The sequence below is a fragment of the Ottowia sp. genome, assembly GCF_046348305.1.
GTDB lineage: Bacteria > Pseudomonadota > Gammaproteobacteria > Burkholderiales > Burkholderiaceae_C > Ottowia.
On record NZ_JAXMEM010000005.1, the window covers coordinates 42,817 to 54,231 of the forward strand.

Sequence of the window (11,415 nt, forward strand, 5' to 3'; positions counted from 1 at the left end):
TTTTTTGCGTCCTTTGCGTTCTTTTTGCGTCCTCTGCGTCCGGCTGTTTTGATGAAACGGAGTCATCCATGCCCCGACCCCTCGACGGCATCACCGTCGTCTCTCTAGAACATGCCGTCGCCGCCCCTTTCTGCACGCGCCAGCTCGCCGACCTGGGCGCGCGCGTGATCAAGGTCGAGCGCCCCGGCAGCGGCGACTTTGCGCGCGGCTACGACCAGCGCGTGCGCGGCCAGTCGTCCCACTTCACCTGGATCAACCGCAGCAAGGAAAGCCTGGCGCTGGACGTCAAGCAGCCTCAGGCCAAGGCCGCGCTATTGCAGTTGTTGAAGACGGCCGACGTGCTGGTGCAGAACCTGGCGCCCGGAGCAAGCGCGCGCATGGGGCTGTCCTACGAGGCGCTGAAAGAACACAACCCGAAGCTGATCGTCTGCGACATCAGCGGCTACGGCGCCGACGGCCCGTACCGCGACAAGAAGGCCTATGACCTGCTGATCCAGAGCGAGGCGGGCTTTCTGTCCGTCACCGGCACGCCCGAGACGCCCAGCAAATCCGGCATCTCGGTGGCCGACATCGCCGCCGGCATGTACGCCTACACCAACATCCTCTCGGCCCTGCTGCTGCGCGGCAAGACGGGCCAGGGCAGCCAGATCGACGTGTCGATGCTCGAGGCCATGGGCGAGTGGATGGGCTATCCGCTGTACTACGCGTTTGAAGGCGCGCCGCCACCACCGCGCACCGGCGCATCGCACGCCAGCATCTACCCCTATGGGCCGTTCAAGGCCGGCAAGGATGTGGGAGAAATCGGCACCGTGATGCTGGGCCTGCAGAACGAGCGCGAATGGCAGGCCTTCTGCGACGGCGTGCTAGAGCAGCCCGAGGTGGCGGTGGATGAGCGCTTCTGCTCCAACGCCCTGCGCAACCAGCACCGCGCCGAGCTGGAAAAGCTGATCCTGGAGATCTTTGCATCCATGACCGCCGCCCAGGTGGTGGAGCGCCTGGACGCGGCGGCAATAGCCAACGCCCGCGTGAACGACATGGCGGGGCTGTGGGCGCACCCGCAGCTCAAGGCGCGCAATCGCTGGCGCCAGGTGGCCACGCCGGCCGGCGAGGTGCCGGCCCTGCTGCCGCCGGGCGTGAACAGCGCCTTTGATTACCGCATGGACGCGGTGCCCGCCGTGGGCCAGCACAACGCGGCCATCCTGGCGGAGCTGGGGTGGACGGCGGAGCAGATCGCTGGAATTTCTCCCTCCCCCTTTGGGGGAGGGTAGGGGTGGGGGCCAGCGACGCTCGCGCCCCGAGGCCAACACGATGCTGGCGCACCAGCCCCCATCCCAGCCTCGGTGCTGGCGGCGAGACGCCGCCGCTCTTCAGGCTGTCCAGTTCCGCACTGGCGGAACTGGAGCCGCAGCCCTCAGCCCCAGTGGGGGAAGGAGTGAAAACCAATACCCCGGAGCCCCAAATGAAGCAAGAAACCCAAGCCACCATCCACCCCCTGGCCCAGTTCGCCGCCCAGCTCCAATGGAGCGATGTACCCGGGCCCGTGCAGCGCCGCACCGAAGACCTGTGGGTGGACTGGTTCGGCTCGGTGCTCGCCGGCTGCAAGGCGCGGCCTGTGGCCAGCATCACGCGCTTTGCGCTGTCGCAGGGGCCCGCACAAGGGCCGAGTGAAGTCATAGGCCACGGCGCCACCAGCTCGCCCATGATGGCGGCGCTGGCCAATGCCGCCGCGTCCCATGTGGCCGAGCAAGACGACGTGCACAACGGCTCGGTGTTCCACCCGGCGGCCGTGGTCTTTCCGCCGGCGCTGGCCGTGGCGCAGAGCATTGGCGCCAGCGGCGCCGAGCTGATGGCGGCCTGCGTGGCGGGTTACGAGGTGGGCATTCGCGTGGGCGAGTTCCTGGGCCGCAGCCATTACCGCATCTTCCACACCACGGCCACGGCCGGCACGCTGGCCGCCGCCGCCGCCGTGGGGCGTTTGCTGCACCTCACGCCGGCGCAGATGCAGCACGCCTTCGGCTCGGCCGGTACGCAGTCGGCGGGGCTGTGGGAATTTTTGCGCACCGCCGCCGACAGCAAGCAGCTGCACACGGCCCATGCCGCCAGCGCGGGCCTGATGGCGGCCTATCTGGCGCAAGACGGCTTCACCGGCGCGCAGGACATCTTCACCGGCCCCCAGGGCCTGGCGGCGGGCATGTCCACCGACGCCAACCCGGCCAAGCTCACCGACGGCCTTGGCACCCGCTGGGCCACGGCCGAGACGAGTTTCAAATGGCACGCCTCCTGCCGCCACACCCACCCCGCCGCCGACGCCCTCTTGCAGGTGATGCGCGCGCACGGCCTGGCGCCCACCGACATCGCCCAGGTCACCTGCCATGTGCACCAGGGCGCCATCGACGTGCTCGGCCCCGTGGTCTCGCCCGCCACCGTGCACCAGAGCAAATTCTCGATGGGCACGGTGCTGGCCCTGGCCGCGCGCTTTGGTCATGCAGGTTTGACCGAGTTCGACACCGACTACCTGGCACCGGACACCGTGGCCCTGCGCGAGAAGGTCAGCATGGTGCTCGACCCCGAGGTGGACGCCGCATACCCGCAGCGCTGGATCGGCAAGGTCACCGTCACTACCACCGATGGACGCGAGCTGCATGGCCGCGTCGATGAGCCCAAGGGCGACCCCGGCAACACCCTCTCGCGCGAAGAAATAGAAGCCAAGGCGCTGCGCCTGGCGGCCTATGGCGGCGCGGTAAGCACAGCCCAGGCCCAGCGCGCCGTCACCGCGCTGTGGCAGGTGGCGCAGTGGCCGCGCGTGGGCCATCTTCTCGCCGAAGGCGCATAGCGCCTTCACCATTTTTTTCGCGTTCGCAACACAGGAGTCAAACGCATGAAGTCATCCTCTCTCAACACCCGCCGCGGCATCGCCGGTGCCTGCGCTTTGCTGGCCTTGGGACTGACCGGCCCCGCCCAAGCCGCCTGGCCCGACAAGCCCATCACCCTGGTCGTGCCCTACAGCGCCGGCGGCCCCACCGACGTGGTGGCGCGCGTGCTGGCCATACCCATGGGCCAGTCGCTGGGGCAGACGGTGATCGTGGACAACACCGTCGGCGCGGGCGGCACCATTGCGCCCGCCCGCGTGGCCCGCGCCAAGCCAGACGGCTACACCATCCTGATCCACCACATGGGCATGGCCACCGCGCCCGCGCTGTACAAGAAGCTGCCCTACGACCCGCTCAAGGATTTCGAGTACATCGGCCAGGTGCTGGACGTGCCCATGACCTTGCTGTCGCGCAAGGACTTTTCGGCCAACACCTTCCCCGAGCTGCTGGACTACGTGAAGAAGAACCAGGACAAGGTGACCCTGGCCAACGCGGGCACCGGCGCCGTGTCGCAGCTGTGCGGCATGCTGTTCATGCACCAGGTCGGCGTCAAGCTGACCACCGTGCCCTACAAGGGCGCCGGCCCGGCCATGAACGACCTGATGGGCGGCCAGGTGGACCTGCTGTGCGACCAGACCACGCAAACCGCGCCGGTGATCGCCGACGGCAAGCGCGTCAAGGTGTTTGGCGTGACCACGCTGCAGCGCCTGTCGTCCATGCCGGGCATCCCCACGCTGGACGAGCAGGGCCTGAAGGGGTTCGATCTGAAGGTGTGGCACGGCATGTACGCGCCCAAGGGCACGCCCAAGGAAGTGATCGACAAGCTGAACCAGGCGCTGAACGTGGCGCTGAAAGACGCCAACGTCAAGAAGCGCATCACCGAGCTCAGCTCCGACCTGGTCTCGCCCGACAAGGCCACGCCCGAGAGCCTGCACACCTTGCTGCAAAGCGAGACGGCGCGCTGGGGCAAGCTCATCAAGGCGGCCGGGGTCACCGCGGATTGACCAGGACGGCATCCATGTCCCATCTGGTGCGCCAAGCCTGCTCTTTCCTGTTCGTCCCCGCCACGCATCCCGAGCGCCTGCCCAAGGCCCTGGCCAGCGGCGCCGACGTGGTGATCGCCGACTGGGAGGACGCCGTGGCGCCCGCTGACAAGGCGGCCGCCCGCGCCGCGCTGGCGCAGGCCGTGGCGCCGCTGGACGCGGCCCAGCGCGCGCGCCTGCTGGTGCGCATCAACGCCGAGGGCACGCCCTGGTTTGCCGATGACCTGCGTGCGCTGGCGGCGTTGGTGGCGCAGGGCTGTGCTGGCGCCGTCGTCCCCAAGGCCGAAAGCGCGGCCACGCTGCAGGCCGCGGCCCAGGCGGCCGGTGTGCAGGCCGCGTTGCTGCCGCTGGTCGAAAGCGTGGCCGGCCTGGACGCCGTCGACACGCTGGCCAGCGCGCCGCAGGTGGCGCGCCTGGCCTTTGGCCACCTGGACTTTCAGGTCGATGCCGGCATCGCCTGCGGTGACGACGAAGCCGAGCTGCTGCCGATGCGCATGGCCCTGGTGCTGGCCGCGCGCCGCGCCGGGCAAGCCGCGCCGATCGACGGCGTGACGGTGAACACGCGTGAACCCGGGCGCATGACGCACGACGCCGAGCGCGCCCACCGCATGGGCTTTGGCGGCAAGCTGTGCATCCACCCCGCGCAGGTGGCGCCGCTGCATGCCGTGTTCGACCCCGACGAAGCCGCCGTGGCGCAGGCGCTGCGCGTGCAGCAGGCCTTGCGCGAGACGGGCGGGGGCGTGTGCGTGCTTGACGGCCGCATGGTCGATGCGCCCGTGCTCAAGCGCGCCGAAGACACGCTGCGCCGCCATGCGTGGGCGCGGCAACGCGCCGGCGGGGGGAATTGAATACTATCAATAATATAGCTGCTTGCGCCTGATGGGTGGGCGCTGACGCCATGTTTTGTTCAAGAACGCGGCGGACTGCGGCGCTGCGTGTTCACGGCGCCGGCGTCTTGGGCGTGTAGTCGCAGCAGTCCGCCACCGCGCACTGCCAGCAGCGCGGCGTGCGCGCCACGCACACGTAGCGCCCGTGCAGGATCAGCCAATGGTGCGCGTGCGACAGGTAGGCGGCGGGCACGCGCGCGAGCAGCTTTTGCTCGACCGCCAGCGGCGTCTTGCCCGTCGCCAGGCCGGTGCGGTTGGCGACGCGAAAGATGTGCGTGTCCACGGCACAAGTCGGCTCGCCAAAGGCCACGTTCAGCACCACGTTGGCGGTCTTGCGGCCCACGCCGGGCAGTTGCTCCAGTTCTTCCCGCGTGCGCGGCACTTCGCCGCCGTGGCGCTCGACCAGGATGCGGCAGGTCTGCATCAAGTGCCGGGCCTTGCTGCGGTACAGGCCGATGGTCTTGATGTAGCCCTCCAGGCCCTCCATGCCCAGGTCAATGATCTTCTGGGGCGTGTTGGCGACGGGAAAGAGCCGCCGCGTGGCCTTGTTCACCCCCACGTCGGTCGCCTGCGCCGACAGCAGCACGGCGGTGAGCAGCTCGAACACGCTGGTGTACTCCAGCTCGCTGGCGGGCAGCGGGTTGGCGGCTTTCAGGGTGGCAAAGAAGCGGTCGATCTGTTGGGCGTTCATGCGCCGGATTTTGCAAGAATCGGGGCATGAACCGTCCGACCATCTGCCTGAACATGATCGTCAAGAACGAGGCGCACGTCATCGAGCGCTGCCTGGCCTCGGCGCGCCCGCTGATCGACGCCTGGTGCATCGTCGACACCGGCTCCAGCGATGGCACGCAGGGCACGATTCGCGCCCTGATGGCAGGTATTCCCGGCACCCTGCACGAGCGGCCGTGGAAAAACTTTGGCCACAATCGCACCGAGGCCTTGCAACTGGCCCACGCCCAGGGTTGCGACTACCTGCTTTTTATCGACGCCGATGAGTGGTTTGACGCCCCCGCCGACTTTGCTTGGCCGCGGCTTGCGGACGACGCGTATGAACTGCCCTGCCACTACGCCGGCATCGTCTACGCCCGCTGCGCGCTGGTGGCCACGCGCCTGGTTTGGCGCTGGGAGGGCGTGCTGCACGAATACTTGGCCAGCACACCGGCGCACCAATTGGCCGCACTGGTTCAGCCGCGAATCGTCGTGCACCACGACGGCGCCCGAGCGCACGATCCCGACACGTATCTGAAAGACATCGCCGTGCTGCAAGCTGCGTTGGCAGAGCAGCCGGACAACGCGCGCAACGTCTATTACCTGGCGCAGAGCCTGCGTGACGCAGGCCGTCTGGACGAAGCGCGCACGATGTACTTGCGCCGCGCCGCCATGGGGGGCTGGGACGAGGAAGCCTGGCACGCCCTGTACCAGGCCGCAAAGCTGCTCGACCGCCTGCAAGGCCCGCCCGCCGAAGTGCAGGCGGCCTACCTGGCCGCCTTCGAGGCGCGCCCCACCCGCGCCGAGCCGCTGGTGGAACTGGCGCGCCACCACCGCGAGCGCCAGCAGCACGCCCTGGCGGCCCTCGTCGCCCAGTGGGCCGTCGCCATGCCGCGCCCGGCCGATCGCCTGTTTGTCGAGCCCGCGGTGTATGACTGGCGCGCGCTCGACGAACTGGCCGTCAGCGGTTTCTACGCCCGCTCACCCGAGTTGAAGACCGCTGGCCACGCCGCCATGCGGCGCCTGATGGAGCGGATCGACGCCCTGCCGGACGAGGTGCGGGCAAGGGTGCGGGCCAATGCGGGGTTTTATGACCCGTGAGCCAGCCGCTGCCACTGTGCGCGCACAAAAAAGGGCGCCGCAGCGCCCTGGTGAATGTCTTGCCTTGAATCAGTTGATGATCGTTGGCAGCGCGGGGACGTTGCCATAGTAGCCAGTCCAGCTGAAAGTCCGAGCTGTCCCACCGCCGCCACCGCCGCCGTCGGTGTATGACACGGATACGTTGATTTTGTCGCCCGCCACAAAACTGACTGTCCCGGCGGCGGTGCAAGAGTTTGAACCAGCATTGATTGTGCAGGTGATCGACGTGGCCGTATTGTTGTTGCGCACGGTCACGGTCGCAGGAGAGCTGCCCGGGAGATTGCCTGATGCCGTTGCCGTGAAATTGCTCAGGACGCCTGCGACGCCGATCGTGTTCTGGTTGTTGGTGGATGAGTTGTTCGGAGCTGAAGTACCCTGCAAGCGGTAATATTGAGTCGTGCCTCGCGCTTGAGTGCTGGTCCCTCCGCCAGCAAGGCTGACCGAGAACCCGGCAGGCCCAGCAGGACCTTGTGCACCTGCAGGCCCAGCAGGACCTTGTGCGCCTGCAGGTCCAGCAGGACCTTGTGCACCTGCAGGCCCAGCAGGACCTTGTGCACCTGCAGGCCCAGCAGGCCCCGCAGGGCCTATCGCCCCGATCGGTCCGGCCGCACCAGTCGCTCCCGTTGCTCCGGCCGCACCAGTCGCTCCCGTTGCTCCGGCCGCACCAGTCGCTCCCGTTGCGCCCGTGGCTCCGGACGGCCCCGTTGCGCCTGTGGCTCCGGACGGCCCCGTTGCGCCTATGGCTCCGGTCGGGCCCGTTGCACCCGTGGCTCCGGTCGGCCCGGTCGCCCCATACGTCGACGGGCACGGCCCCAGTGCGCCGCCGGCGGCCATGCAGACTACGTTGGCGGTTTGCTGGGCGCTGCCCGGCACGCCGGGCATGGAAACCGGGCCATTCACGACCACGCCGCCGCCGGCGGGCGGGGTGATGGTCACGTCCGCCGCCAGGGCGGGCGTGGCGGCTGCAGCCAGGGTAATACCTGCTGCCGCGGCCAGGCCGTGGAGATAAAAACGCTGCTTCATGACGACTTCCTTCCTGTGGGGGTGTGTGTTTTTCGGGTACGGCGTTGGCGAGCGGCGAGCGCGCCCAGCGCGAGCGCCATGCCCATCAGCGTCCATTGCGATAGGGTGGGCACGGGAGCGATGCCGCCCGGCGGGGTGGGGGTGCCGAACCAACGGTTGACCGGGCCGGCGCCCTGATTGGTCTGGCCGGCTGCCAGCCACTGGCCGCTGGCGCTCATGCCGCGCACGGCCAGGTTGGCCAGGTTCTGCGTGCCTCCAGTGAGCAAATTGATGTCGGCGCTCACGCTGGCCGGCGTGGTGGATTCGATGCGCAACGGAGTGCCGGCAGCACCTGTCAGCGTCAGGGCCGACTGCACGGTCTGTACGCTGCCGGCGGTGAATTGCACCAGCTTGCCAGTGGTGCTGGTGATGCTGAACGCGTGGAAGCTGCTGTTGCCGCTGACGACCGAACTTGTGGCGCAGGCAGCGTTGTCGACAATGCTGACGGTACCGGTGCCCGCATTCAGCGCGCCGCCATTGCTCCAGTTGCCGGCCAGGTTGACGGAACCGCTGCCCAGCGCCAAGCTGCCCGCGGCGCCGATCTGCACATGCCGCACGTTGGTGAGCGAGCCGCCTTGCAGGTCAAAGGCGCCATCGACGATGACGTCGGTGCATCCGAGGTCCATCGAGCCGCCCCCGAGCCCGAAGCTGGCGCCCGCTGGCACCACGTAATCGGGCGTGTGCCACGGCGGTGGCGAGCAGCAGGCATACCCCTGCAATCGGCCAGCGCGGCAAGGCGCCGCGCCGCTTGGATCGATTCATGTTGACGGCCTCCCCTTTTAGGGACAATGATGTTGTCACTTGAGGAAATGTAACGGCTCTAGACTGAATTGGTCAATTTGTAAACCGTGCGAAATTTCACGGTTGCAATCGATCATTCGTTGCTGACGAGTCTTAAATTAGAACTTATTTTTACTTCATTGGGCGAATCACGCCCAATCTGCCTTGTAAAATTCAAACAAAACTAAATAATTGGGCAAGGGATGCGGGTGTCTCGAATTGACCACTCACTATCGGCTTGGCAGCGTTTCGGAGTGCCTGCGCCCCGTCGCGCGGCCAAGAAAAAAGCCCGCTTCGATGAGGAAGCGGGCTTTCGGGGAAAGGGTGGGGTGGCTGATGGGACTCGAACCCACGACGACCAGAATCACAATCTGGGACTCTACCAACTGAGCTACAGCCACCACGTCAAGCCCAAGATTATAGCCGCTCCCGTGCCGGCGATGGCCATGAAAAAGCCCCGCGGACGGGGCTTGGAAGGCTTGGGGGCAGGCCGCTCAGTCGCTGCTGCCGCCCAGTCCCAGCAGGGCCAGCAGGCCCTGGAAGACGTTGAACAGGTCCAGGTACAGGGCCAGGGTGGCGCTGATGTAGTTGGTCTCGCCGCCGTCGATGATGCGCTTCAAGTCATACAGCATGTACAGGCTGAACACGCCCACGCACAGGGTGCTGATCACCATCATGCCGGCGGTGGAGCCGACGAACACGTTGATGATGGCGCCGGCAATGATGATCAGGGCGCCGACGAACAGCCACTTGCCCATGCCCGACAGGTCGCGCTTGATGAAGGTGGACAGGCTGGCCATGACAAAGAACACGCCGGCCGTGCCGCCCATGGCGGTCATCACCAGCTCGCTGCCGTTCTTGAAGCCCAGCACCATGGCGATCATGCGCGAGAGCATCAGGCCCATGAAGAAGGTGAAGGCCAGCAGCACCGGCACGCCGGCGGCCGAATTCTTGGTTTTCTCGATGGCGAACATGAAGCCGAAGGCGCCGCCCAGAAAGACGACGAGCCCCAGGCCGCCGCCCAGGCCCAGCGTGATGCCGGTGGCCACGCCCATCCAGGCGCCCAGCACGGTGGGGATGAGGCTGAGGGCCAGCAGCCAGTAGGTGTTGCGCAGGACTTTGTTGCGCTGCGCTTGCACTGCGCCTGTGTCGGGGGCGCTGCCGTATTGGGTAAATGCGGGTAGACGGTCGTTCATCGGTCAAATCTCCTTGGATCGGGCCTGAGGCTGCCACCGCGGCGGCCATTGAGCTTCATTGTACGTAGAGTCTTGCGGATCGCAGAAATTCCCTCGCCTTTGGGCGATACGCCAATGGGTGCGCTTGAATCCGCGGGTTTTCCCGGAGGTTATTCCGATATCTGTATACAATCCATGGCAAAAGCCGCATGGGCTGCGCGGCCGATGGGGCAAATGCAGCCGGTTTCCTGGATCAAGCATGAAAACGAAATTTGTACTCGAAGCGGCCGACGTCAAGATGATTGCCGCGGCGGCCGAGGCCGAGGCGCACAAGAACGCCTGGCCGGTGACGATCGCCATCGTGGATGACGGCGGTGCGCTGCTGCACCTGCAGCGCCTGGACGGCGCCGCGCCGATGAGCGCGCACGTGGCGCCGGCCAAGGCGCGCAGCTCGGCGCTGGGCCGGCGCGAGAGCAAGGGTTTCGAGGACATGATCAACGGCGGTCGCACGGCGTTCCTGTCCGTGCCGGTGCTCGACGGCCTGATGGAAGGCGGCGTGCCGATCATGAAGGACGGCCAGTGCATCGGCGCGGTCGGCGTGAGCGGCGTGAAGGCCCCCGAGGATGCGCAGGTGGCGCGCGCCGGCGTGGCGGCACTGGGCCTGTAACGGCGCTGCATGAAAAATATGGCTGTGACGCTTGTCCAGCAAGCGCCGGCAGCTATTGGTTTGATAGTTGCCAACCGGATGCCGAAGGTTCGGACGGCGTGAGTGAATGGCGAGTGTCCGAAAGGATCGCCGAAACCTGTCCGATCAAGACGCAGGGCGCAGATGCAGCCCGGGCCGCGGCGAGCATTTGCACCGCGGAGCGGGCGGGTCTTTGGCGCCCAAGGCGGGCCTGAGGGGTTCGTTCACACCGCCTCAGTAATTCAGCCGTTCGGGGCGCACCTCCTGCAAGATGGTGGTGGCGATTTCCTCGATCGACTTGGTGGTGGTGGACAGCCAGCGGATGCCGGCGCGGCGCATCATGGCCTCGGCCTCGGCCACCTCCATGCGGCAGTTGTCCAGCGCGGCGTAGCGCGAGTTCGGGCGGCGCTCGGCACGGATCTCGGCCAGGCGCTCGGGTGCGATGGTCAGCCCGAAGATCTTCTTGCGCCACGGCGTCAGCGCGGGCGGCAGCTGGCGCCGCTCGAAGTCCTCGGGGATCAGCGGGTAGTTGGCCGCCTTCAGCCCGAACTGCATGGCCAGGTACAGGCTGGTGGGGGTCTTGCCGCTGCGGCTGACGCCCACCAGGATCACGTCGGCGCCGGCCAGGTCGCGGTGGCTCTGGCCGTCGTCGTGCTGCAGGCTGAAGTTGATGGCCTCAATGCGGTCGTGATAGGCCTGGTTGCGGCTGATGTCCGAAAAGCGCCCCACGCGGTGCAGGCTTTTGATGCCCAGCTCGGCCTCGATGGGTTGCACGAAGGTGCCGAACATGTCCAGCAGCATGCCCTTGCAGCCCTCGCGCAGGATGGCCAGCATCTGCGGATCGACCAGGGTGGTGAAGACGATCGGCCGCTGGCCCTCCACTTGGTGAACGTGGTTGATCTGGCGCACCACCTGGTGGGCCTTGTCGGGCGTGTCGGTGAAGGGCAGGCGCACGTGGCGCGGGGTGATCTCGAACTGCGCCAGGATGGCGTTGCCAAAGGTCTCGGCGGTGATGCCGGTGCCGTCGGAGACATAGAAAACCGTGCGGTGGGTCATGGCGGGTCT

At 67.1% G+C, this 11,415-nt stretch carries 11 protein-coding genes and 1 tRNA gene; 7 read left to right on the forward strand and 5 right to left on the reverse strand.

Annotated elements, in window-relative coordinates:
* The first annotated feature begins 68 nt into the window (after window positions 1-68).
* The 4 genes from U1F38_RS06230 (at window position 69) to U1F38_RS06245 (ending at window position 4,761) form a co-directional block, all read left to right on the forward strand.
* Complete coding sequence (locus tag U1F38_RS06230; protein WP_409986191.1) at window positions 69-1,268, forward strand: CaiB/BaiF CoA transferase family protein; 1,200 nt, start codon at window positions 69-71, stop codon at window positions 1,266-1,268.
* 191 nt (window positions 1,269-1,459) lie between these two features.
* The gene (locus U1F38_RS06235; RefSeq protein ID WP_409986192.1) at window positions 1,460-2,833 is read left to right on the forward strand and encodes an MmgE/PrpD family protein; all 1,374 of its coding nucleotides are present in this window, start codon (window positions 1,460-1,462) and stop codon (window positions 2,831-2,833) included.
* Between the two features lie 45 nt (window positions 2,834-2,878).
* Window positions 2,879-3,874 carry a tripartite tricarboxylate transporter substrate-binding protein gene (locus U1F38_RS06240; protein WP_409986193.1) on the forward strand — a complete coding sequence of 332 codons (996 nt, stop codon included), beginning with the start codon at window positions 2,879-2,881 and terminating at the stop codon, window positions 3,872-3,874.
* Between the two features lie 14 nt (window positions 3,875-3,888).
* Window positions 3,889-4,761, forward strand: a complete 873-nt coding sequence (locus U1F38_RS06245; protein WP_409986194.1) for an HpcH/HpaI aldolase/citrate lyase family protein — start codon at window positions 3,889-3,891, stop codon at window positions 4,759-4,761.
* A gap of 91 nt (window positions 4,762-4,852) precedes the next feature.
* Here the strand turns inward: U1F38_RS06245 and nth are convergent, their stop codons facing one another.
* A complete protein-coding gene (gene nth / locus U1F38_RS06250) occupies window positions 4,853-5,491 on the reverse strand; it encodes an endonuclease III (RefSeq protein ID WP_409986195.1) in 639 nt (212 codons plus the stop codon).
* Between the two features lie 26 nt (window positions 5,492-5,517).
* On the opposite strand from nth, the gene U1F38_RS06255 reads away from it, so the two are divergent.
* Window positions 5,518-6,609 (forward strand): glycosyltransferase, encoded by a 1,092-nt coding sequence (locus U1F38_RS06255; protein ID WP_409986196.1) that lies wholly within the window; start codon window positions 5,518-5,520, stop codon window positions 6,607-6,609.
* Window positions 6,610-6,772: 163 nt separating this feature from the next.
* Window positions 6,773-7,036 carry a hypothetical protein gene (locus U1F38_RS06260; RefSeq protein WP_409986197.1) on the forward strand — a complete coding sequence of 88 codons (264 nt, stop codon included), beginning with the start codon at window positions 6,773-6,775 and terminating at the stop codon, window positions 7,034-7,036.
* A 631-nt stretch (window positions 7,037-7,667) separates the two neighbouring features.
* Here the strand turns inward: U1F38_RS06260 and U1F38_RS06265 are convergent.
* The 3 genes from U1F38_RS06265 to U1F38_RS06275 all read right to left on the reverse strand — a co-directional run bounded on the left by U1F38_RS06265 (window position 7,668) and on the right by U1F38_RS06275 (window position 9,686).
* Complete coding sequence (locus U1F38_RS06265; protein ID WP_409986198.1) at window positions 7,668-8,336, reverse strand: IPTL-CTERM sorting domain-containing protein; 669 nt, start codon at window positions 8,334-8,336, stop codon at window positions 7,668-7,670.
* A 479-nt stretch (window positions 8,337-8,815) separates the two neighbouring features.
* Window positions 8,816-8,891: transfer RNA gene (locus U1F38_RS06270), tRNA-His, on the reverse strand.
* 93 nt (window positions 8,892-8,984) lie between these two features.
* Window positions 8,985-9,686: a Bax inhibitor-1 family protein gene (locus U1F38_RS06275; protein WP_409986199.1), complete on the reverse strand. Its 702-nt coding sequence runs from the start codon at window positions 9,684-9,686 to the stop codon at window positions 8,985-8,987.
* A gap of 238 nt (window positions 9,687-9,924) precedes the next feature.
* On the opposite strand from U1F38_RS06275, the gene U1F38_RS06280 reads away from it, so the two are divergent.
* Window positions 9,925-10,332 (forward strand): heme-binding protein, encoded by a 408-nt coding sequence (locus U1F38_RS06280; RefSeq protein ID WP_409986200.1) that lies wholly within the window; start codon window positions 9,925-9,927, stop codon window positions 10,330-10,332.
* A gap of 252 nt (window positions 10,333-10,584) precedes the next feature.
* On the opposite strand, the gene U1F38_RS06285 is transcribed toward U1F38_RS06280, so the two are convergent.
* Window positions 10,585-11,406, reverse strand: a complete 822-nt coding sequence (locus U1F38_RS06285; RefSeq protein WP_409986201.1) for a pyruvate, water dikinase regulatory protein — start codon at window positions 11,404-11,406, stop codon at window positions 10,585-10,587.
* Window positions 11,407-11,415: the final 9 nt, after the last annotated feature.

What these genes read in the sequence shown, in the direction of transcription:
- U1F38_RS06265 (WP_409986198.1), bottom strand. Translation starts at nt 8,336, where the DNA reads ATGGACCTCGGATGCACCGACGTCATCGTCGATGGCGCCTTTGACCTG.
- U1F38_RS06280 (WP_409986200.1), top strand. Translation starts at nt 9,925, where the DNA reads ATGAAAACGAAATTTGTACTCGAAGCGGCCGACGTCAAGATGATTGCC.
- U1F38_RS06275 (WP_409986199.1), bottom strand. Translation starts at nt 9,686, where the DNA reads ATGAACGACCGTCTACCCGCATTTACCCAATACGGCAGCGCCCCCGAC.
- nth (WP_409986195.1), bottom strand. Translation starts at nt 5,491, where the DNA reads ATGAACGCCCAACAGATCGACCGCTTCTTTGCCACCCTGAAAGCCGCC.
- U1F38_RS06230 (WP_409986191.1), top strand. Translation starts at nt 69, where the DNA reads ATGCCCCGACCCCTCGACGGCATCACCGTCGTCTCTCTAGAACATGCC.
- U1F38_RS06285 (WP_409986201.1), bottom strand. Translation starts at nt 11,406, where the DNA reads ATGACCCACCGCACGGTTTTCTATGTCTCCGACGGCACCGGCATCACC.
- U1F38_RS06255 (WP_409986196.1), top strand. Translation starts at nt 5,518, where the DNA reads ATGAACCGTCCGACCATCTGCCTGAACATGATCGTCAAGAACGAGGCG.
- U1F38_RS06240 (WP_409986193.1), top strand. Translation starts at nt 2,879, where the DNA reads ATGAAGTCATCCTCTCTCAACACCCGCCGCGGCATCGCCGGTGCCTGC.
- U1F38_RS06235 (WP_409986192.1), top strand. Translation starts at nt 1,460, where the DNA reads ATGAAGCAAGAAACCCAAGCCACCATCCACCCCCTGGCCCAGTTCGCC.
- U1F38_RS06245 (WP_409986194.1), top strand. Translation starts at nt 3,889, where the DNA reads ATGTCCCATCTGGTGCGCCAAGCCTGCTCTTTCCTGTTCGTCCCCGCC.